This window comes from Acinetobacter sp. ANC 4862, assembly GCF_004336635.1.
Lineage (GTDB): Bacteria > Pseudomonadota > Gammaproteobacteria > Pseudomonadales > Moraxellaceae > Acinetobacter.
In genome coordinates this window covers 1-20,933 of record NZ_SJXH01000039.1, presented here as the reverse complement: position 1 = coordinate 20,933, position 20,933 = coordinate 1, and the positions used below count along the sequence as shown (strand labels likewise).

22 protein-coding genes are annotated in these 20,933 nt (G+C 41.7%); 19 read left to right on the top strand and 3 right to left on the bottom strand.

Annotation, left to right across the window (positions count from 1 at the left end):
• Window positions 1-17 precede the first annotated feature (17 nt).
• The 4 genes from filC to filF are packed head-to-tail and all read left to right on the top strand — an operon-like array spanning window position 18 to window position 6,215.
• Window positions 18-1,259 (top strand): putative pilus system protein FilC, encoded by a 1,242-nt coding sequence (gene filC / locus E0409_RS14085; RefSeq protein WP_131291839.1) that lies wholly within the window; start codon window positions 18-20, stop codon window positions 1,257-1,259.
• A 12-nt stretch (window positions 1,260-1,271) separates the two neighbouring features.
• Complete coding sequence (filD, locus tag E0409_RS14080) at window positions 1,272-2,936, top strand: putative pilus system OmpP1/FadL family transporter FilD (protein ID WP_131291838.1); 1,665 nt, start codon at window positions 1,272-1,274, stop codon at window positions 2,934-2,936.
• Window positions 2,937-2,967: 31 nt separating this feature from the next.
• Complete coding sequence (filE, locus tag E0409_RS14075; RefSeq protein ID WP_252151822.1) at window positions 2,968-4,176, top strand: putative pilus assembly protein FilE; 1,209 nt, start codon at window positions 2,968-2,970, stop codon at window positions 4,174-4,176.
• A 23-nt stretch (window positions 4,177-4,199) separates the two neighbouring features.
• The gene (gene filF, locus E0409_RS14070) at window positions 4,200-6,215 is read left to right on the top strand and encodes a putative pilus system protein FilF (RefSeq protein ID WP_131291834.1); all 2,016 of its coding nucleotides are present in this window, start codon (window positions 4,200-4,202) and stop codon (window positions 6,213-6,215) included.
• 72 nt (window positions 6,216-6,287) lie between these two features.
• Here filF and E0409_RS14065 read toward each other — a convergent pair whose 3' ends face one another.
• Entirely contained in the window at window positions 6,288-6,836 is a 549-nt protein-coding gene (locus tag E0409_RS14065; protein WP_165541346.1) for an NUDIX hydrolase, read from the bottom strand.
• Window positions 6,837-6,962: 126 nt separating this feature from the next.
• Between E0409_RS14065 and E0409_RS14060 the strand changes: the two genes are divergently transcribed.
• From E0409_RS14060 to fghA, 7 genes are all read left to right on the top strand, one after another.
• On the top strand, window positions 6,963-7,580 hold the full coding sequence (locus E0409_RS14060; protein ID WP_131291830.1) for an NUDIX hydrolase: 618 nt from the start codon (window positions 6,963-6,965) through the stop codon (window positions 7,578-7,580).
• A 14-nt stretch (window positions 7,581-7,594) separates the two neighbouring features.
• Window positions 7,595-8,125, top strand: a complete 531-nt coding sequence (locus tag E0409_RS14055) for a gamma carbonic anhydrase family protein (RefSeq protein ID WP_131291828.1) — start codon at window positions 7,595-7,597, stop codon at window positions 8,123-8,125.
• Between the two features lie 130 nt (window positions 8,126-8,255).
• A complete protein-coding gene (gene tsaB, locus E0409_RS14050; protein WP_131291826.1) occupies window positions 8,256-8,921 on the top strand; it encodes a tRNA (adenosine(37)-N6)-threonylcarbamoyltransferase complex dimerization subunit type 1 TsaB in 666 nt (221 codons plus the stop codon).
• A gap of 12 nt (window positions 8,922-8,933) precedes the next feature.
• The gene (locus E0409_RS14045; RefSeq protein WP_131291825.1) at window positions 8,934-9,758 is read left to right on the top strand and encodes an undecaprenyl-diphosphate phosphatase; all 825 of its coding nucleotides are present in this window, start codon (window positions 8,934-8,936) and stop codon (window positions 9,756-9,758) included.
• Complete coding sequence (locus E0409_RS14040) at window positions 9,752-10,570, top strand: class I SAM-dependent methyltransferase (protein WP_131291823.1); 819 nt, start codon at window positions 9,752-9,754, stop codon at window positions 10,568-10,570. Before E0409_RS14045 ends, E0409_RS14040 begins: the two co-directional genes overlap by 7 nt.
• 123 nt (window positions 10,571-10,693) lie before the next feature.
• The gene (locus E0409_RS14035) at window positions 10,694-12,106 is read left to right on the top strand and encodes a C13 family peptidase (RefSeq protein ID WP_131291821.1); all 1,413 of its coding nucleotides are present in this window, start codon (window positions 10,694-10,696) and stop codon (window positions 12,104-12,106) included.
• A 12-nt stretch (window positions 12,107-12,118) separates the two neighbouring features.
• Window positions 12,119-12,955 carry an S-formylglutathione hydrolase gene (fghA, locus tag E0409_RS14030; protein ID WP_131291819.1) on the top strand — a complete coding sequence of 279 codons (837 nt, stop codon included), beginning with the start codon at window positions 12,119-12,121 and terminating at the stop codon, window positions 12,953-12,955.
• Between the two features lie 39 nt (window positions 12,956-12,994).
• On the opposite strand, the gene E0409_RS14025 is transcribed toward fghA, so the two are convergent.
• Window positions 12,995-13,270 (bottom strand): DUF2218 domain-containing protein, encoded by a 276-nt coding sequence (locus E0409_RS14025; RefSeq protein WP_067726558.1) that lies wholly within the window; start codon window positions 13,268-13,270, stop codon window positions 12,995-12,997.
• A gap of 189 nt (window positions 13,271-13,459) precedes the next feature.
• Here E0409_RS14025 and rpe point away from each other — a divergent pair, with 189 nt between their 5' ends.
• The 7 genes from rpe (at window position 13,460) to E0409_RS13990 (ending at window position 19,608) form a co-directional block, all read left to right on the top strand.
• Complete coding sequence (gene rpe / locus E0409_RS14020) at window positions 13,460-14,146, top strand: ribulose-phosphate 3-epimerase (RefSeq protein WP_131291817.1); 687 nt, start codon at window positions 13,460-13,462, stop codon at window positions 14,144-14,146.
• A gap of 396 nt (window positions 14,147-14,542) precedes the next feature.
• Entirely contained in the window at window positions 14,543-14,995 is a 453-nt protein-coding gene (locus E0409_RS14015; protein WP_131291815.1) for a hypothetical protein, read from the top strand.
• Between the two features lie 45 nt (window positions 14,996-15,040).
• The gene (locus tag E0409_RS14010) at window positions 15,041-16,948 is read left to right on the top strand and encodes a copper resistance system multicopper oxidase (RefSeq protein ID WP_131291813.1); all 1,908 of its coding nucleotides are present in this window, start codon (window positions 15,041-15,043) and stop codon (window positions 16,946-16,948) included.
• Window positions 16,935-17,846: a copper resistance protein B gene (locus E0409_RS14005; RefSeq protein ID WP_131291811.1), complete on the top strand. Its 912-nt coding sequence runs from the start codon at window positions 16,935-16,937 to the stop codon at window positions 17,844-17,846. The genes E0409_RS14010 and E0409_RS14005 overlap by 14 nt, the downstream gene beginning before the upstream one ends.
• Before the next feature lie 234 nt (window positions 17,847-18,080).
• Window positions 18,081-18,398: a quaternary ammonium compound efflux SMR transporter SugE gene (gene sugE / locus E0409_RS14000; protein ID WP_131291857.1), complete on the top strand. Its 318-nt coding sequence runs from the start codon at window positions 18,081-18,083 to the stop codon at window positions 18,396-18,398.
• 35 nt (window positions 18,399-18,433) lie between these two features.
• Window positions 18,434-18,916: a methylated-DNA--[protein]-cysteine S-methyltransferase gene (locus E0409_RS13995; protein ID WP_131291809.1), complete on the top strand. Its 483-nt coding sequence runs from the start codon at window positions 18,434-18,436 to the stop codon at window positions 18,914-18,916.
• A gap of 35 nt (window positions 18,917-18,951) precedes the next feature.
• Window positions 18,952-19,608 (top strand): nuclease-related domain-containing protein, encoded by a 657-nt coding sequence (locus E0409_RS13990; RefSeq protein WP_131291807.1) that lies wholly within the window; start codon window positions 18,952-18,954, stop codon window positions 19,606-19,608.
• 35 nt (window positions 19,609-19,643) lie between these two features.
• Here E0409_RS13990 and E0409_RS13985 read toward each other — a convergent pair whose 3' ends face one another.
• The gene (locus tag E0409_RS13985) at window positions 19,644-20,579 is read right to left on the bottom strand and encodes a tRNA dihydrouridine synthase (protein ID WP_213073374.1); all 936 of its coding nucleotides are present in this window, start codon (window positions 20,577-20,579) and stop codon (window positions 19,644-19,646) included.
• A gap of 166 nt (window positions 20,580-20,745) precedes the next feature.
• Between E0409_RS13985 and E0409_RS13980 the strand changes: the two genes are divergently transcribed.
• Window positions 20,746-20,933: helix-turn-helix domain-containing protein (locus E0409_RS13980; protein ID WP_286364055.1), on the top strand; the 188-nt coding region annotated here is incomplete at its 3' end.

The following is a 20,933-nucleotide window of genomic DNA, read 5'->3' as shown; positions in this document are numbered from 1 at the left end:
AACTGGTGGGATGGAATATGAACAGTAAATGGATGAACAAAACCCTATTAGCGATCAGTATTCAAATGCTGATGGGCGCAGCTTATGCAGCTGAAGAGCAGCCAGGATTGGGGGAGTATGAAGTTGTAGATCAGCAAGAAGAGGTTGAATCAACAGCATCCCAGTCTACTGCAGATGCTAATTTAGTAGGAGGGGCTAATGCTGCAGAAGAGCCAGCATTAGGTGAGTATGAGACTGTAGATGAACAGGAAGCGCAAGTTGAAGCAGTGGCGGCACAGTCTGTAAACGCGCAACCTGTAACCGAAACATCACCAGTAGATGAAAAATCGCAAGCATCTTCAGCTCTGCAACAGCAAGAAGGCGACGTCAGTAAAGAAGCCAATTTACAAGAAGTATTTACATCAAACGAACGCCAGTATTCATTAATCAAAAAAGGTGATATCTCATCTTATTATGATATTGACTATACCTATTATCGTGATACACAACTTGATATGGAGATGGCTCAAGGTCAGCTCTATCAACTGCGTGTTCAAGAAAATGCAACACACTCAATTACTAATACTTTTACTGCACAGTACGGTATTTTAGACAATTTAACCTTTACTGCTTCATTACCATTGGTAGCAAAAACAGACTTATTAAAGGATACCTCTACAGCAGGTTTAGGTGATATTTCTTTGGGGGCACGTTGGGAGCCATTTCCATTACAAGCAGGTCGTTTACCGCTGATTTTATTCGGTAATTTATCGACCAAAAGCGGTGACAGTCCATACGAAGTCAACTCTGCGACCGACTTAGCCACAGGTAAGGGATATTATTCTGTCGGTGTTGGTGCAAGTACACGTAAATATATCGACCCAGTGGTTCTGTTCGCCTCAGTTTCTGCAAACTATGGTTTTAAGGAAAGTGGTCTAAACCAACGCCGTGGTAGCCGTGTCATTGATGAGTTTGAACCAGGCATCAGTGGCGGTTTCTCTTTTGGTTTCGCATACTCATTTAACTATGACGTATCGATGACCATGTCGTATCAACAAAGCTTTAATACCGGCTCTGAATTTACCTACAGCAGCGGTGAATCCTATTCACCAGCCGATCAAACCAGTTCAACTTTAGCGATTTCTCTTGGGGTGCGTGTATCTCCAGAAACAATTGTGAACGGTACGGTAGGCTTTGGTTTGACGGAAGATGCGCCAGACGTTTCATTGGGTTTGTCATTCCCACTTGATATTTTAGGCTTTGGTAAGAAAATTCGCTAAGAGGACGGTCGTATGTATAAAATTCGACTCAGACCGCTCGTTAGTGCCATTCTCTTAACGGGCTGTTCAAGTGCTACATTTGCACAGTTAGGCACCAACCTTTCTGTAGATTTACGTTCCTTGAGTATGGGTAATGCGGTTACCGCAGATCCACCAGGGGTAAACGCTGTTCACTTTAACCCTGCGGGCTTGACCAAGATTGAAGGTCTGCAAACAGAGCAACAAATTATTGTTGCCAACTTTGACCTTCAACGTGAATTTAGCGTACCACCAGGCTATAACGTCTTTGGCTATTCAGATGATCCATTGGTCTGTAATGATGGACCAGAGGTTGCATCTGATATCTGTACTGATTTTAAAGATAAAGTTCGTGGCGATGTTGAATATCCAAGTCTTTATGTTCCTATTTTGAAAAAGATGGTGGATTTAGGCGAAGGTATGCCATTGGTCGCACCTACCATGGGGATTGCCTATAACCCGCCGGGTTCTAAAGCGACTTATGCGACGGCAGTTTATGCGCCACTGGTTGCTGGTTTTGGTGCTGAAAATGGTAATCCGGGTAATTATATGGGGCAACAGGTTGCCTTAGAACGGATTACCTATTTATCTCCATCCGTGGGTTACCAGGTCAATGATCAACTTTCGATTGGTGGTGGTATTGGTATGTCTTACCAAGCCATGGGTCTCAAAACCGATTTACGTTTCCCCAATGAATTAATTGGTATGTTGCGAATGATCGATGAGGTCGTTTGTACGCCATTTAAAGAAAATTCAGACATTATTACCGACATTCTATTACTGGGGATGTGCAATGCCGAAGAAGGTATGAACCCATTCGGTAAATTCGGTCAAATGCAATTAGCAGTGGAGCAATCCTTAAGTCCAAGTTTTAACTTGGGGGTACTGTGGGAGCCAACGGATGATTTTAGTTTCGGTATGGTCTATCAAAGTGCAGCAAAAATGCGCTTAAAAGGGAAATACCATATTGATAATGCCAAAGCACCACAAGAATTAATTAAAGGCTTGATGTCATCGCCAACCGGACAAATTCTTGCAGCTATTTTAGGCTTCCCGAATTACATTCCATCGAGTGAATCGGGTTTGGTGTCCATGGACTTTGAATATCCTGCGCATTTTCAAGCCGGGATTAAATATAAAGTCATGCCGGATTTACAGGTGAGTTTCGATGTGGGCTGGACTGACTATAGCGCATGGGACAAATTTACGTTTGAGTTTGACCGACAAATTTCAGCTTTAAAAGTTGCAAAATTACTCTCTGAAAATGTCAGTGACGCTTCGTTATCTTTACCGCTTGGTTTTACCTCGCCGTGGAGCTTCGGTATTGGTATGGAATATTCAGCAACCGATCGTTTAAAACTACGAGCGGGTTATGAGCCACGTTCAAGTGCCATTCCAGATGGTAAACGAAACACCATGATCCCAATCAACAATTCACAATTGTTTGGTATGGGCGTGGGCTATCGTTGGGATGCAGACACCGATTTAGACTTGTCTATCGGTTTCTTACGCAGCCGAGATAATATTCCAGCCAATACCAGTAGTTTAGCCAACCAAACAGGCGTAAATAACTTACTGCTTAACCCATACGCGGGCCTGAATGTGAAAACCAATACAAAAATAACCATTCTAGGATTGAACTATAGAACACGTTGGTAAACAAAGGAAAAGAATGAAAGGGAATTTATTGATGAAAACGATACTGACGTTAAGTTTAGCGCAAGTATCGTGGTCATATGCAGGAGAGTTTCATACCATTATTGGCCCTGACGGTCGTCCAATAGTCATTCAACGTGAGCCGCCAAAAGCGACTGCTGCAAAAACTAATCCAAAACCCGTTATTGTACAACAGCAGAGCCTGCCTGCTGATGAGCAAAAAGCATCATTTGCAACAAGTTCAGCGCAGCATCCTATTGTTCAGACAGCTATTGCTACACCTGAAAAATTAGTTAAAACTCGAAAAGTTGAATCGAGTACTCAGACCGATCTTGGCACAGTGAAAACTATAGAAACACAGACCAAAAGTGCTGTGAAGCTTCAGGTTGCAGAAAAAATGCAGCTGCAATCAATCCCAGTTTCTCCAGTTAATAGTCAACCTCTTGCTACTGAAAACCAACCGGTGCTTCAACAGCAGGCTGTAATTTCACAAAAAGTCTTAGAAGTAAAACCTTTGATTATTCAGCAAAACTCAGAAAATACCGCTTTTGTGGATATCGATGGACAGCAATATGTCAAAAACGAATATTTAGAAGATAAAGAATTTAACTTAGAAGGCAAAAAGCGTTTTTACACGATGCCTGAAGGCATCATTGATCTTAAACATGGTGCAACACGTTTACAAACGGTGGAACGTGAAAAAGGTGTGGGTAAATCCACAATGCAATCCCTGTTTAAACGTAATGTCGTGCAAGATACCGGCCCGATTACCTTGGCAAAGACTTATTACCGTGTTTCACAAGCAGATGTGATTAATGGTTTGGGGCAACAATGTTTTTCTGAAAAAAAACTGAAAAAAGTAAAAAAACTTGATTTAAATAAAGAGGTTAAGTTTTGGCCACGTGCACCGCTGAATGATGAGTTCGATTTTGAAGTCGCTGCCCTGAATCCATCTGTGCAGAATATTCAGCTGAATTCGTATGCATCACGGCAGAATAACCCCACCTTTTATTGGCCTTTTGTGGTGTTTTTAGATGCAAAAGGGTGTGTTTTAGAAGGTGCAGGTGGATATAAAAATCAAGAGGGGGCATCTACCCTCATTCAGCACGAAAAAATAGAAGGGGTATTACATGTGCCTGCAAACAGCAAATATATATTGCTGACACCGTTGGCTTCAGCCATCGAGGTTGAAGATCGTGCGTTAACCAATCACGGGCAAATTAAACTCGTTGCAATCCGTTAGGGATAGAATAAAAGAGAGTCAGGATGAACATAAATAAATATAAATTACCTTTTGTAGCAACCGCATTGGTTATGGCTTTAAGTGGCTGTGGCGGAGAAAGTGCCAACGTGATCCCTGAGGTATATGATGAAAGTACGGCCAACGGTTCATGTAAAGCGAGAACAGCAGGCTGTGTTGAATTTGCCTTGGATTATCCATTAAACGGTTTAAATTTCACTTGTAGTAGTGACACCAAAAACCGCTTTACCACGCTGTTTGATCCAAATGGTGGGGCGGCAACTGGTGCATGTAAGGCAGCAGATAAAATTACTTTCTTCTTGCAAGGGGAAAAAGACAAGAAAATTGAATTGGGTACATTTCCAATGAGTAATATTGCCCATGTCAGCGTAGCGCAATTACCGCGTTTAACCCTATTGGATATTGCAGCAGGAATTCAAGGTAGAGCTGCGCAAAAATTATCACCTGATGATGCAACGGTTAAAGTAGCCATTCGTTTGGTGCGTCTGATTCAGGCAGTGGGTTTACAAAGTCAGCAAATTGTCAATGCACGTGATATTCAGCCGATCAGTATTGGTGGTGATGCAGAGCGTAAAAAATTAGAGCAAATCACCTCGTTAATCACGCCAGAGCAATTTAAAGGCTTGTCGGATAAAGATTTCACCGATGCAGTCAAACCTTGGGTGGATATTTCTAAAGTCTCTGATACCGATGCTTTTGATGTCATTACTCAATTGATGCGTATCACGACTGCAGCCGTGTATCAGCCTGAATTTTCACTATTTTCTAGTAAGGAAGTCCTGGGTAGTGCCTTAAGTGGTACGGAAGGTTTGGTGGGCTGTAACAAGGAGGAATGTAAAGCTGAAGATAAATCAGCAACGCATTTGGTGGGTCACTTTATTGTGATGACGGATCGTCAAGGCAAAACCTTTGGTAGTGGTTTACAGTGGCGTGGTAAAGCTGAGACCGATGTGACCAGTATTGGCGGCGTAAATGCACAATTGATCCGTAAAGTGAAGCCTGTACAAATGACGGCACTGCCGCAAGACAGCTGGATTCATCCAATTACCAAAGCGATTAATAATAATCCGGATTTGACTACACAAACTGGTTTCCAATTTAATGTAGATGATAGCAATGCACAGCCATTGATCGTGACGCAGGGTAAATTGTTCAATGACTATATGATTGCCGGTAAAGAACGTTTTTATAAACTGCTGACAGGTAAAAAAGAAGTCAACGAAGAAGACAAGAAAAATTACGGTCTCTGGCAACAACAGATCAACAGTGAAAGCTTTAAGGGCACACTCGACCTTTATAAAATTTACCCAATCACCTATTTAGACAGTAAAGTGTTTAAATCGGAAAATAATGTCAGCAGTGGGGCTTATATTTTTCCACTGTATGCAGACTTGATCTTTAAATTTACCGATAGCTCGGTGAATACCGTGAAACTGGGTATTGTGATTGACCGCAATGGTGATATTCGGACCAATATGAAAGCCATGCCTGTCACGGTGACGGATTCCTCTGGTACAATCATCGATATGTCGACAGGCACAAATGGTTGTAGTGGTGCTGATGTACTCGGTAGTAGCATGATTGATATCAACAATGTGCAGCAGTATCGCATTGGAACCACGGGTCGTGCGTTTACTAGCTCTGGCACGGATGGCAATAAAATCTCGATTCGTATGATTCTGGCAGACAAAGTATTCCAAAGCCTGGATGGTGCATTGATTGGTATGAACTCAAGTATTCAGACCTCTCCAAATTCGGGGGATTCTATTGTGATTGGCGGTGCATTACTAAACTTAAATCGCTTATTGGCAATGAGGTCAGGTGGTAAACCGGCTGCGGATGATGTGCCTTTTAAAGATTCAGCAGATAGTGATGTAAAATGGGCAAACAGTTTTGCCAGCTTCCAAAGCATTTATAGTGCAATTGATTCAGCCGACGAAGATGCGAAAAAGTGGGCAAAATTCACTGGCGGTAGCATTCAATTTAATCTTGCACCATGTTATGAAGTGAAAACCAAATAATTGCGATATAAAAAAGCTCATCAGAGGATGGGCTTTTTTATGCTCTATACTCTATATTTTTTATTTTATTGATTAACCGGTATGGTCAAGGCGTGAACCTAAGGTTTCTAAATGCATGTCAAATTGATTGGTTTTACGGTCTTCAAAATAATGTCTTAAGGTGCGTTCTACGCTTGGAAAGGCCAGTTCAGACCAAGGAATCTCATCTTCGCTAAATAAGCGGCTTTCAATAGTTTCTTCACCCGAGCCAAATTGACCATCGACTAAATTGGCTTTGAACAACACATAAATTTGTCCGATCCGTGGAATATTGTACATGCAGTAGAGTTGTTCAATCTCGACTTCAGCTTCGGCTTCTTCACGGGTTTCACGTGCTGCACCTTGCTCCATGGTCTCAAATAATTCCATATAGCCGGCTGGAAGCGTCCATAAACCATAACGCGGTTCAATGGCACGGCGGCACAGTAAAACTTTATTTTCCCAGACGACCAGTGCCCCACAAATGACTTTAGGATTGATGTAATGAATATTGCCACAATCTGTACAAACACGACGTAATTGATGGTCGCCGAGTGGGATTTTTTCCGTAGTTTTATGTCCACAAATTACACAGAAATTCATATTCATCGTCAATGATAAAGGTGTGATCAGCATAACTGAAAAATTGAACTTTGGCATCATTTCTATCTTTTAGAATAAAAATTCAGCTATGATGAAACTAAGAAGAAATGATGGGAGAGTAGAGGTATGGATGACCATTCATTAATACAATCGTTACAGCAAAGATTACGTTTTTCCACACGGGTCAAACCGGCACAGGCTGCTGTATTAATTGCGATTACAGATGAATCTGATCCAAAAGTTCTGCTTACTCGACGTTCTTTATATTTAAACAATCATGCTGGAGAGGTTTCATTTCCAGGAGGGAAAAGAGATCCACAAGATACCAGTAATATTGTGGTTGCATTACGTGAAGCCTATGAAGAGACCGCATTAAATCCATTTGATGTGCAATTAATGGGTGATTTACCCATGCAAAAAGCCCGCAATGGGATGTTGGTGAAACCTGTCGTTGGGTTGATTCCAGCCGAAGTCGAATTGATTGCTCAACCGAGCGAAATTGATCGTATTTTCTTTGCATCCCTCAGTAGTCTAATGAAGGCACCGCCGATTCCTTATGAAGTACGTTATGCACACCAGTCTTTATATTTTCCCAGTATGCGTGTGGAAAATGAAATCGTTTGGGGCTTAACTGCACGGATGCTGGTTTCACTGTTTCAGTATGGTTTGGATTACCAAAAGGAATGGCCTTTTTTATTAAATTCTCCAGCTTTTTATACCAATAAGATTAAACGCAATAAATAAAGGAATATCGGAACATGATGTACAAATTTAATGGATATGCACCTCAAGCGACACACCAGCCTTGGGATGGCTGGGTAGCGGATAATGCGACAGTGATTGGTCAAGTTGAAATGGGGAAACAGGTCAGTGTCTGGTTTGGTGCCGTGATTCGGGGCGATAACAGCAAAATCAAAATTGGTGATTTTAGCAATGTTCAAGAAAATGCCGTGTTACATACCGATGCGGGCATTGAAATGCACATTGGGAACTATGTCACGATTGGACATCAAGCGATGTTGCATGGCTGTACCGTTGGTGATAACACATTAATCGGCATTAATTCCGTGATTTTAAATCATGCGGTGATTGGTAAAAACTGCATCATTGGGGCCAATGCCTTAATTCCTGAAGGCAAGGTCATTCCGGATAATTCTGTGGTGATGGGTTCACCGGGGAAAATAGTGAAAACCTTAGATGAGGCTGCTGAAGTTAAACTCAAAATGAGTGCCATGCACTATGCAGAACATTTTAAGCATTTTCAGAATTTGGAAGTGATTGAACTGTAATTTGATGATCTTATTTAGCCAAGCAAGCGCTTGGCTTTTTTGTATTCCGCAGATGGAAAATCTCGCCTAGTGCGAATGAGTGGAGTATCATATGCCTCGTTTTTTACATTTAAATTAATTAAGGTTGTGCATGAAATTGCTGGCATTGGAAACTGCCAATGAGCAGTGTTCCGTCTCTATTGTAGATGAAACCCAAGAATTATTTTTCCAATTAGATGCGCGAGCAAAAGCACAAACGCAAACAATTCTCCCGATGATTGAGCAGGCATTTATTCAGCTTGGTCTATCTGCATCTGAATTAACTGCAATTGCATTTAGCCGTGGTCCCGGTTCTTTTAGCGGTGTGCGAATTAATGCAGCGGTGACTCAGGCCTTGGCATGGGCAAATGATGTTCCGGTTGTTGCTGTTTCAACTTTGCAAGCTTTGGCACAGGCAGCACACCGGATTGCCGGTTTAAGCGCCGTGACAGCGGTACTCGATGCACGGATGAAAGAAGTCTATATTGCGAGTTTTGAACTCGATTCACAGGGCATTATGCAGGCTGTGGATGAAGAACAACTGTTAAATTACGATGATGCCAGCCAAGCGGTTAAATTTGAACTTATAGGTTCCGGTTCAGTTTTAATTAAGCCTGAACAAATACAATACAAAGACTTAAGTGCGACTGCGCAAGATATTGCTACCATTGCGCGCGCAGATGTCGAGCAAAAAAAATGGGTCAGTGCTGAACAGGCATTACCTGTATATTTACGTGATAACGCTTGGAAAAAAATTCCAGAACAGGGCAAATCATAATTAGGATTTTGTATGGATCTTTTACTGCTGCTGAAAGCGGCAATTATGGGTATTGTTGAAGGTATTACCGAATTTCTACCTATTTCCAGTACCGGACATTTAATTCTCGCTTCCGAATTAATGAATTTTTGGACCAAAGAAAAAAGTGATGTGTTCGTGATTGCCATTCAAATGGGCGCGATTGCAGCAGTGATTTATGAATACTGGGCTCGTCTCTGGGGGGCAGCTACAGGTATGTTTACCGGTGAACCCAAAGGTCGCCATTTGGGGTTTAGCCTGATCATGGCTTCGATTCCAATTGTGCTGATTGGTCTCACTTTTGGACAAGCAGTCAAAGAATTATTATTTAATGATATTGCAGTTGCGATTGGCTTGATCGTCGGTGGTTTCATTATTATGTGGATTGAAAAAAATCCACCTAAAGTCAATGCCGAAGAAGTCGAGAACATCAGCTATAAAGAAGCAATCTGGATTGGTTTAATCCAGGTGCTGTCGTTAATTCCGGGAACCTCACGTTCTGGTGCAACCATTATTGGTGCAATGTTCTTGGGCATATCACGTAAAGCGGCCACTGAATTTTCTTTCTTCCTCGGGATACCGGTGATTATTGGTGCAGGTCTTTTAGATCTTTATCAAAGCTACCATGTATTTCAGAGTACAGAAGATTGGACGGTTCTTGCAGCCGGGATTCTAGTTTCATTTGTTTCGGCTTTGATTCTAATTCGCGTATTGGTTGCCTATGTCGCAAAACGTGATTTTATGATCTTTGCCTGGTACCGTATTGCCTCGGGTCTTTTAATCTTACTCTTTGCATTTACAGGCTGGAAATTATGGTAAGCGACATCCGCTTATTTGTAGAACAAGAATTTCAACCGAAAGCACAGCAGTATTCTGCTGTGCTTTCTTCTCGTGGCGTGAAGGTAAATCTTGAAATCATTGAAAAGCTCAATGCCCGATTTTTGCGGTTTAATCCAGAGTTGGCTTTATGTGTAGATGAATCTGGACTTTGGTTGTGTGCCAATGGCATGAAGATGCAACCGGACTGGAAAGCAGAAGTTCCACGTTTAAAAAGATCATCATTAAAATCAGAAATGATTGCACGAGCGTGTAATTTGGGTGAAAAGCCCAGCTTGATCGATGCGACTGCTGGTCTAGGGCATGACAGTTTGTTGATGGCACATTTAGGTGCTGATGTCACCTTGGTTGAGCGACATCCGATATTATTTACCTTGCTTGAAGATACCAAAAGCAATGCTGAAACCGATCCGTTTTTAAGTTCGGTGGTTGCTCGGATTGATCTGATTTTTTCCGATTCTGCCGACTATTTAATTCAGCAGGCTGAAAAAAATGCTGTGGTGGATGTGGTCTATCTTGATCCGATGTTTCCACAACGTGATCAAAACCAGCAAGCCATTAAAAAGCAGGCCCAAGTCAAAAAGCAGATGCAATTGTTGCATATGCTCTTGCCTGAAGATGGTGAAATGGATCTGGGTGATAATTTATTGATTTTGGCACAAAAAGTAGCAAAACGGGTGGTAGTAAAACGTCCTCGTTTAGCCGTATATTTGGCTGACCAGGAACCCAATCATCAATGGCAAGGCGATGCTTGTCGTTTTGATGCCTACTTTCAGCATCATCTTGTAGAGTAGTTTGGTAATTGCTTCAATATTGTGCATTAATTTGTTATATAGTGCCAAAGCAGCATTGATAAAACTTCCATCAAGCATAAACTTACACAGTGAATCAGCGAGCTACAGCTACCCCTAAATCCTATGATCGACTTTAAACCCTCCATCAATTTTTGGCATGATTTTAAAAGCAACCAAACTGCAGGGATGTGGCTCTTTTTGGGATCACGTCGGTCTTTACAAATCGTTCGCCCCTCAATTCTACAACTGATTTTTTGGGGGATTTTAGGCGGCAGTGCCAACAGTTTATTTAGTTGGTTAAGTTCAGGGGAAGTGGGGGAATTTAATCCTCAAGGCTTGATCAGTTATGCCTTATGGCCTTTTATTGCACTGATTGTCGGTATTTTCCTGTCCCAGCGTATTAATAATCCCCGTTTGATGTTGGTGCCTGCCTTATTGTGGCTGGTACTGGATACGCATATCGCCTTATTACAAAGTCTGATTCAGTATTTGGGTTATATCGATGTATTGCCTTACATCTTCTATGACTATTTACCGATGATATTCATGGTGCTGTTTGTCTGGCAAAGTTTGGCCGTGGTCTGGGTTTTTTCACGTGAACTCAAATGGCCATGGTGGGAGCGGGCACTGATTGTTGCAGCAACGCTTTTTACCTTGGTCGTTTGGCAAATGTCAGTCAAAAGCCAACCGATCTGGAAAGTTGAAGAAACACCACCAACTTTTGCCGAGGATGCCTTTTACGCGCAAAGCCGTATATTGAATAAATCGCTTGAAGATGTACAGTATGGTGAATTTACACAATCGCATTGGTACTTTTTAGGGGTAGCAGGCGCAGGTTATCAAGACGTCTTTAAGTCAGAAGTCGAGCGGATTAAAGAACAGTTTGATACCCGCTTCGGAACCTTTGGTCGTTCACTCATCTTGGTGAATAACCCTGAGACACGCACTCAAACTCCGATTGCTTCGCGTACCAGTATGGACATGGCTTTACGTCGCATCGGCCAGCAGATGAACCGTGAAAGTGATGTGTTATTTTTATACATGACCTCACATGGTTTACCGAATCAGTTTGAGATGGAAAATGCACCGATAGATTTAAATGATGTCGATCCCAAATGGCTAAAAGAGACTTTGGACAAGTCGGGGATTCGCTGGCGCGTGATTGTGATTTCTGCCTGTTATTCAGGCAGTTTTGTTCCAGCCTTACAAGATGATAATACCTTAATTATTACCGCCTCTGCCGCAGATCGCGCTTCTTTCGGCTGTTCAAATGAAGCCGATTATACTTATTTTGGGCGTGCATTTTTCGATCAGGCTATGCGCGATCAGACTTCGGTAAGTGCCGCATTTGAGCAAACCAAAGACACCGTGGCACAATGGGAAAAGGCGCAGGGTTTTGAAGCATCCGAACCACAATGGTCGATTGGTAAAAATATGGAATTTATGTTGCCGCAATTGGAACAACGCTTATTTCCCGCAACAACGAAAACAGAGACAAAAATAGAAATACCCCAATTAAGTGTTCAAACACAATAAGGAAAAATAGACATGGAATTAATCCAACATAATCGATGCTTTGAGGGTGAACAGCGCATTTATGCTTTTAATTCCAAGGTGCTCAAGGGTGAAGCTAAATTTGGCATTTTCTTGCCCCCTCAAGCTTTAACCGGTCAAGCCTGTCCAGCACTTTTTTATTTAGCCGGTCTGACCTGTACAGAAGAAACCTTCGCGATTAAAGCCCATGCACAACGCTTGGCCGCTCAACTGGGTTTGATCCTGATTAGTCCAGATACTTCGCCAAGAGGTGAGCAGGTTGCACAAGGCGATTCTTGGGATATCGGTCAAGGTGCAGGTTTTTATATTAATGCGACCCAAGCGCCGTGGGCGGAACATTATCAAATGGAAAGCTTTATTGTGGATGAGCTCTATGATTTAGTCATTCAGAACTTTCCAGTGCAAGCGGATGCAATCGGTATTTTTGGGCACAGTATGGGCGGACATGGTGCATTAACACTGGCACTGAAATATCCTGAAAAATTTAAATCAGTTTCTGCTTTTGCACCCATTTGTGCACCAAGCCAATGCCCTTGGGGTGAAAAAGCCTTTTCGAATTATTTTGGTGAAGATCGAAATGAATGGTTAAAGCATGATGCCACTGCCTTGATTCAAGAAAAAGGGGCATTATTTACAGAAATTTTGATTGATCAAGGATCGAAAGATCAATTCTACGCACAATTAAATCCGGCATTATTTAAACAGGCTTGTGCCCAAGTGGGACAGTCTTTAACCTTGCGTGAACATGCAGGTTATGATCACGGATACTATTTTATTCAAAGTTTTATCGATGACCATTTGCAATTTCATGCTGTACAACTTGAAGCGTAATATTTAATTCAAAAAAGGGAGAACATGATTCTCCCTTTTTTATTGATGCTGCCAGGTTGCGGTAAATTCTTGCTGTGCCATACGGCTTAAATGATCGAGAACGACTTTTTCTAAAGTACTTAGGTCTTCTAGCGAGCTGTCAATCGAGACCAATAATGCTTCTGACTGTGGCATCAGCTTCACGGTTGCATCCGGCATAAAAATACTAAAATTGCCGTCAGTTTCAGCAACGTCAAATTTATGTTTCCAATGATTCAATAAACGCTTGGCGATACGAGCGGCTTCTGATGTAGTAATTTTAGTATTGCTTTTCATTCTCATTTACCTTAGGGTGTAATATCAACATAACAGATTAAAAAAATAGCTAAAGTCAGAAAATGCAACGCAATGTTGCAGTTTTGGGATACCGAATAAATAGAATCGAATCAGGATTGAATCACAGCAGCAAGGTTCAATTTGTTATAATGCGAAAAATCAATTCGAATACATAGCCAGGTTCTCCCCATGTCCAAGCCATATTTAATTGCACCATCAATTTTATCTGCTGACTTTGCCCGTTTGGGTGAAGAGGTTGAAAATGTCCTTGCGGCGGGTGCAGATGTCGTACATTTTGATGTGATGGATAACCATTATGTCCCTAACCTGACATTTGGTGCAGGCGTGTGTAAGGCATTAAAAAAATATGGGATTAAAGCACCGATTGACGTGCATTTGATGGTTTCACCCGTCGATCGTATGATTGGGGATTTCTTGGAAGCGGGTGCAGACATTATTACGTTCCACCCGGAAGCAAGCGACCATATTGACCGTTCTTTACAGTTGATTAAAGCTGGTGGTGCGAAAGCAGGTTTAGTATTTAATCCAGCAACTCCTTTGCATTATCTGGATTATGTTTTGGATAAAGTCGATCAAGTGTTATTGATGAGTGTCAACCCGGGTTTTGGCGGTCAAAAATTTATTCCCATGACTTTGGACAAACTTCGTCAAGCACGCAAAATCATTGATGCTTCAGGTCGTGACATCCGTTTAGAAGTGGATGGTGGCGTAACGCCTGCCAATATTCGTGAAATTGCAGAAGCGGGTGCAGATATGTTTGTTGCCGGTTCAGCCATTTTCGGTAAACCGGATTATCAAGCTGTGATTAATGAAATGCGTGCAGAACTTGCAAAAGTAGGCGCTGTAAATCTCTAATATTCTCTAATTAATTGCTGCTAAGTTGTGGATAACTTTATGGATAACCGTATGGATATCTGTGTAGATAACTGTATGGATAACTTGATTAGTTTGTAAACGATTGCAGGGTGATAGTTTGAAAATTAGACATTAAATGTATAAAAAGGACTCAATTGAGTCCTTTTTTAATGGATTAAGGTGTTAAAAAATATGGTTGTTTATTAATCTATGCTTATAAATAAGCCTGTTTAAAAAATAACATTATTGTTTTAATATGCATAAAAAGAGCGAATGATGCATTGTTGAGTATAAATTTAAACAATGGTGTATAATTTTGTTCTTGGTTATGCTGTTAGATCTAAATCAAAATAAAATGATTTATATTTTATTCTGGACGGATTAAAGGATAATTCTTTGCTGACTTCATTACGCAAACAGGCTTGGTTTGTGTTCCTGATGGTTTTTGCCATCGGGTGGAGTAGTGTTGTCTTTGCATCCGCAAAACCTATGCATCAGCAAATGATGAATGAAGCGAATGTTGATTATCATCCCAATGCAGAAATAACGGCAATGTCTGGTTGCTATGATTCGGTGAGTGTTGAACCTCATATGCAACATTCTTCAGAACATGTAAAAGCAGCACATGATCAAGATTGTCATCAGACCATGACGAATCAGCAACAACATTTTAGCTGTAATGATTGCGTACAGTTGCATTGTCAGAGTTTAACGATCTGGCTGGATTCACAAATATCCGATTTAGTACATTTAGAAGAAGTTCAAGAACATCCACAGCGCAATTTTGATTATTCAGCCCAGCATTTAACCGGCTTCTGGCAACAAATCTTACGTCCTCCCAAAGCTTAATCTTGATTTAAAAAACATTTTTATTTTTAAATTACAGGTTAACTCATGTCAATTAAATTAACTCAAAGCCTCTTAGTCGGGGTGTGTCTAGTGTCATCATCGTGGGCGTTTGCTGCGGTCAAAGAATATCACCTGAACATTGATGAACAGATGGTGAATATCACCGGAAAGCCTTTAAAGCGTATTACTGTGAATGGTCAATTTCCGGCACCGCTTTTGGAATTTGAAGAAGGCGATGACGCCGTTATTCATGTGCATAACAAGCTTAAAAATCAGGATTCCTCCATTCACTGGCATGGTTTATTGTTGCCGGGCCTAATGGATGGCGTGCCGGGATTTAACCAGTTCAAGGGCATTAAACCACAGGCGGATTTTGTCTATCGCTTTAAGGTGCGTCAAAACGGAACCTATTGGTATCATGCACACTCCAAAGGACAGGAACAGGATGGACTGTATGGCGCTCTGGTGATTTATCCTAAAGGGAAAAAGCCGGTAGCAGCGCATGAACAGGCTGATCGTGATTATGTGGTGATGCTGTCCGATTTTCATCAATCCGACAGTGACCAAATCCAGAAGAACCTAAAAAAGTCGGCTGAATACTATCAAAATCGGCGTGAAACTGTGGCCGACGTGTTGAAGCAAGTTAAGCGTGATGGCCTCAAAAGCACTTGGCAAGACCGTTCCATGTGGAACCAGATGCGCATGCTGAAAACCGATTTGTCCGATGTCACCGGTTATACCTTTTTGATCAATGGAAAAACGCCTGAGCAAAACTGGACTGGCATGTTTAAGCCGAATGAAAAAGTCCGCTTACGTTTTATTAATGCCTCCGCCATGTCATTTTATGATGTCAGTATTCCCAACTTGAAAATGACCGTAGTGAGTGCGGATGGGCAACCAGTTAAACCTGTACCTGTTGATGAGTTTCGAATCGGTACTGCAGAAACTTATGATGTGATTGTTGAGCCGAAAGCCAATCATTATCAAATTGAAGCCGAGTCAATCGATCGCAGCGGTTTTGCGATTGGTACATTGCATAATGAAAATTCTCCCGTGAAGCATGCGATTCAAATGCCTAAGCCGCGTCCACGTGCCTTGCTGACAATGGAAGATATGGGACATGGTTCAGCATCAGGTGATCATGCGAACATGAATCATGCTCAGATGGATGATCATCAAAGTAGTACGCATCAAGGCAGTGAAGATAATAGTGGTGCAAGTTCAATGAATCATCAAATGATGAGTCATTCATCCATGCAACATGACATGGCTGGAATGGATCATTCGCAAATGAACCACACTAAAACGGATACGAATGACCATTCACAACATCAAGCAAAGTCTGATTCAGAATCACAACAAGGAATGAATCATTCTGCACATACCTCGGCGAAACTATCCTTAAATGAAAATACCCAAGTGGTTTATGGTTGGGCAAATGCTTCTACTCCGGCAGGGCATAAAGCACTGCAATATAGCGATTTGAAATCATTAAACCCACAGCCGGATACCCGTCCGGCAGAACGCGAACTGGAAGTGCGTTTGGGGGGCAACATGGAGCGCTATATCTGGACCATCAATGGCAAGAAATTTACCGAAGTTGAACCGTTACAGGTGAAATATGGCGAACGTATCCGTTTGAAATTCATTAATGACAGCATGATGGCGCATCCGATGCATCTGCATGGCATGTTTATGCAACTGGAAAATGGACAAACTAGCGCCAACATGCCGAATAAACACACCTTGATTGTGCCACCGGGTAAAACGGTAACGGCATTGCTGACTGCGGATGAATTGGGTGAATGGGCGATTCATTGTCATCTGCTCTATCACATGTCATCTGGGATGATGAGCAAACTGGTGGTGGCCAATGTCGATGGAAGTAAAACAGCAGCTTCACCTGCGACTTCAGCTCAAGTTCAGCAAGGAGACACGCATGCGCATCATTAATGTATTTGCCATAAGCACATTGAGTGCCTCATTACTGTTGTTGAGTGGGCAGAGTTTTGCCCAGGATCAGCACCATTCTATGCCGATGCCACAGCAGTCTGGACAATCTACTGAAGTGCATGATGATCATTCACAACATCAAACAGAGTCAGCAGTAGCAACAACTGCTGTTAAAGAAAAACTGATGCAACCGGTACAGCAGGAGCAATCCAGTTCAGATGAAGCGGATTCTGCTGCACATATCAAAGAGCATGGTGGCCAGATTTATCAGCAAACCACGGTTGAAAGTAAATGGCTGCGCAATAACGATGGCGAAGGTGTTTTAAAGTCGAAACTGGAAACCCGAATCGGCACAGATGAAAACAAGATTTTTATTAAAGTCCATGCAGATCGGGCTGAGTCACAGCAAGCCGAGTACGATGCCAAAGTATTGTACAGTCGCAATGTTGCCGATTTCTGGGATGTGCAGGCCGGTTTACGCTATCGGAATGACCAGAATCGTGAAGTGGATCAGGATCAAGTCGATGCCGTCATTGGGGTACATGGATTGGCGCCGTATTTCTTTGAAACCAATGCCTATTTATTTGTGGGGCAGGATCAACAAGTGTCATTCACGTTGGAAACTGAGCGTGATTTGCTATTGACCCAGAAACTGATTGTTAAACCTTATCTGGATTTGAATGTCATTTTCAGTGATGACTCAAACTATGCTAAAAAGTCGGGTTTGAATACCGCGCAACTGGGTCTGGAAACGCGATATGAAATAAATAAAAAGGTCATGCCTTTTGTCGATGTTGCATATGGCTATAACAAGGGGAATGAAGAAACCGCTTGGCAGAAACAATCATCTTCTGAAAATGAATGGCTCTATGGCGCAGGTATTCGTTTTAAATTTTAGATGAGTCTTGTGATCTAAAAAATACGATTGGTGAGCACCAGTCGTATTTTTATTTGGGCATTTTTAGCGCGATAAGTTGGTCAAAAAATGTAAAATTCGCACCAATTTAAAGCAATCATTTATATAATAATGCATTAAAGGAGGAACGACCTCCCTTGGTGCAATCTCATTGATATGCATACCAAGACAATTCGTCAGGACGACCTGACTCTGATCAAGTGGAGCATAGTCGTCATGGCTTGGCTGGTTTTAATTTTAGCGGGTCTTTTTGAAATTGTATGGGCCTATGCAATGAAACTTTCAGAAGGTTTCACACGTTTAACGCCCAGTATTATTACCTTGGTTTTCATGATCTTGAGTTTTGGCTTGTTGGCTTATGCCATGCGAACTTTGCCACTGGGTACAGCCTATACCATCTGGACCGGGATTGGCGCAGTCGGTTCGTTCTTGGTCGGAATCTTTATTTTAGGTGAGCCAGCGTCAGCAATGCGTATGCTGGCAGCCGTCCTGATTATTTCTGGATTAGTGTTGATGAAACTGTCATCATCATAAAATCTGGAGCATTTATTTCACTGCAGGAGAAGACAATGAAACTGGCTTTTATGGAAATGGCTTCTCCTGTCGGTACTTTAAAACTGGTCGCCCATGAAACGGCTTTAGTCGCGGTGCTTTGGGAAAATGAAAATCCCAAACGTGTCCGTTTAGCCGAATTGATCGAACAAACGCATCATCCAATTTTATTGGAAACCCAAAAGCAGTTAACTGAATATTTTGCAGGAAAAAGACAGCAATTTGATTTGCCTTTAGATTTTGAAGGCACCGAGTTTCAGCAAAAAGTCTGGCAAGCTTTGTTGACCATTCCATTTGGCGAAACCCGAAGTTACCGCGATATTGCCGAGCAGATTGGCAATGTGAAAGCAGTTCGTGCAGTAGGGGCGGCGAATGGCAAAAATCCAATTTCAATTATTGCACCGTGCCATCGCGTAGTGGGTGCAAACGGCAAACTGGTGGGTTTTGCCGGTGGACTGGAAAATAAAGATATTCTATTAAAACTAGAGAAAATTGATTAAATTATAAGATCTTATTAAAAATAAAGATCAATAAAATGTTGAGTCAGATATTTGCGCAACTTGGGTCGAGCTTTTGGTGGATCATTCTTGCTTTTGTCGTGATAGCGATCATCAAAGCCTTTAAGCCATTTATTAAAGGAAAAGTTGGGGAGTTCGCGGTAGCTTTACACGTTAAACTCTATTTGAAAGACCCTCAATATATTCTATTAAATGATTGTACTTTGCCAGATGAACAAGCGGGAACGACCCAAATCGATCATATTTTATTGAGTCCTTATGGCATCTTTATTATTGAAACCAAAAATTATAAAGGCTGGATTTTTGGTAGTGAACGCCAGAAAATGTGGACGCAGAAAATATTTAAAAACAGCTATAAATTTCAAAATCCGCTCCATCAAAATTATAAACACCAAAAAGTTTTAGAACAGGTACTCTCGGATATTATTACGCCTGAATATTTGCATTCAATCGTTGTATTTATGCCGGATTGCGAATTTAAAACAGAAATGCCAGCCAATGTATTTCGTGGTACGGCATGGGTGGATTATGTGAAAAACTTTAAAGAGGATGTCATCCCCGCGATGAAATTAAAACGGATTCAATTACGGATCGAAAAAGAAGTATTAGACAAGTCTTGGAAAACCAATCGAATACATGTGGAAAATTTAAAACAGCGTCAAGAACGTAGTTAAATAAAAAAGCCTTTGAACATTCAAAGGCTTTTTTATTAATGCTTTAAGACATTTAATTTTTCAATAATTTCAATCAAAGCTTTGATGCGTTTGACTTCATTCCACAATTCTTTTGCTTCAGGATAATGTTTAGACATCATGCCTAGCCACTGCTTATAGCGTCCCACCATATTGATTTCTTTTTTATAGGGTCCATTTAAGAAACGGATCTGTAAATCTAAAAGCTCATCCCAAGTAATGATGGGCTCATCGGTGTTTTTGCGGATACATTGCGTGATATCGGGTGTGGTCACAGCAGCTCGACCAATCATCAAGTCTTCACAACCAGATTCCAAGCGGCATTGTTTAGCATCAGCATTGGTCCAAATTTCACCATTGGCGATGACATTAATGTTCAGTGCTTCACGAATCGGTTGTAACTGATCCCAAAATGCAGGTGGAGTATAGCCTTCAGCTTTGGTTCGGGCATGGACGGTAACCCAAGCTGCACCGGCATCTTCAATGGCGTGGGCATTTTCCAGGGTAAAGTTACGGTCCATATAGCCTAGACGCATTTTGGCAGATACCGGAATATGACTGGGCACGGCATCACGCACGGCTTTGACCAACATGTGTACCACTTCCGGTTCATCTAGCAGCACTGAGCCGCCACGATGCCGGTTTACCGTTTTTGCAGGACAACCAAAGTTCATATCAATGGCAGGGGCGCCCAGTTCCACCGCACGAATGGCATTCGCAGCCAGCATTTCAGGATTATTTCCTAAAAACTGGACATGTACCGGTGTTCCAGCTGCAGTTTTTCCATCATTCAGTAATTCAGGACAGTAATTATGATAGACATGGTCGGGCAGGACAGAGTCGGTTACACGAATGAACTCGGTTACACACCAGTCAAAGCTGCCGACATGCGTCAATACATCACGCATAATAGGATCGGTTAAGCCTTCCATGGGCGCAAGAACAAGTTTCAAAGTGTCAGACCTGTATAAAGAAAAACAGGGTTATACGTTTTTTTAGAGGGGATGTCTAGCTTAGGCCTTAAATTGAAACTATCTACTCTGGCGATTTAAGGATTTATTTTTGGGATAAGAGATTTATGTTATAGCCAAATACTCAAAAATATAGAACAATAGAAGCATGGGATATTCAAAAGATTTTAAAGACAAAGTCATAGAAATTATGGCTAGAGATAAAATGTCTGTGCGAAAAGCAGCACAGCATTTTAACGTCTGTATACAGACGATTCAGAATTGGAAAAAGTCCACTGTAACTAAACCTATTCCTGGTCGCCCAGCTAAAATTAGCAAAGAGCAAATATTGAAGGA

Bases quoted from the DNA above. Each gene is read 5' to 3' on its own strand.
- filC (WP_131291839.1), top strand. From the start codon at position 18: ATGAACAGTAAATGGATGAACAAAACCCTATTAGCGATCAGTATTCAA.
- filD (WP_131291838.1), top strand. From the start codon at position 1,272: ATGTATAAAATTCGACTCAGACCGCTCGTTAGTGCCATTCTCTTAACG.
- filE (WP_252151822.1), top strand. From the start codon at position 2,968: ATGAAAACGATACTGACGTTAAGTTTAGCGCAAGTATCGTGGTCATAT.
- filF (WP_131291834.1), top strand. From the start codon at position 4,200: ATGAACATAAATAAATATAAATTACCTTTTGTAGCAACCGCATTGGTT.
- E0409_RS14065 (WP_165541346.1), bottom strand. From the start codon at position 6,836: ATGAATTTCTGTGTAATTTGTGGACATAAAACTACGGAAAAAATCCCA.
- E0409_RS14060 (WP_131291830.1), top strand. From the start codon at position 6,963: ATGGATGACCATTCATTAATACAATCGTTACAGCAAAGATTACGTTTT.
- E0409_RS14055 (WP_131291828.1), top strand. From the start codon at position 7,595: ATGATGTACAAATTTAATGGATATGCACCTCAAGCGACACACCAGCCT.
- tsaB (WP_131291826.1), top strand. From the start codon at position 8,256: ATGAAATTGCTGGCATTGGAAACTGCCAATGAGCAGTGTTCCGTCTCT.
- E0409_RS14045 (WP_131291825.1), top strand. From the start codon at position 8,934: ATGGATCTTTTACTGCTGCTGAAAGCGGCAATTATGGGTATTGTTGAA.
- E0409_RS14040 (WP_131291823.1), top strand. From the start codon at position 9,752: ATGGTAAGCGACATCCGCTTATTTGTAGAACAAGAATTTCAACCGAAA.
- E0409_RS14035 (WP_131291821.1), top strand. From the start codon at position 10,694: ATGATCGACTTTAAACCCTCCATCAATTTTTGGCATGATTTTAAAAGC.
- fghA (WP_131291819.1), top strand. From the start codon at position 12,119: ATGGAATTAATCCAACATAATCGATGCTTTGAGGGTGAACAGCGCATT.
- E0409_RS14025 (WP_067726558.1), bottom strand. From the start codon at position 13,270: ATGAAAAGCAATACTAAAATTACTACATCAGAAGCCGCTCGTATCGCC.
- rpe (WP_131291817.1), top strand. From the start codon at position 13,460: ATGTCCAAGCCATATTTAATTGCACCATCAATTTTATCTGCTGACTTT.
- E0409_RS14010 (WP_131291813.1), top strand. From the start codon at position 15,041: ATGTCAATTAAATTAACTCAAAGCCTCTTAGTCGGGGTGTGTCTAGTG.
- E0409_RS14005 (WP_131291811.1), top strand. From the start codon at position 16,935: ATGCGCATCATTAATGTATTTGCCATAAGCACATTGAGTGCCTCATTA.
- sugE (WP_131291857.1), top strand. From the start codon at position 18,081: ATGGCTTGGCTGGTTTTAATTTTAGCGGGTCTTTTTGAAATTGTATGG.
- E0409_RS13995 (WP_131291809.1), top strand. From the start codon at position 18,434: ATGAAACTGGCTTTTATGGAAATGGCTTCTCCTGTCGGTACTTTAAAA.
- E0409_RS13990 (WP_131291807.1), top strand. From the start codon at position 18,952: ATGTTGAGTCAGATATTTGCGCAACTTGGGTCGAGCTTTTGGTGGATC.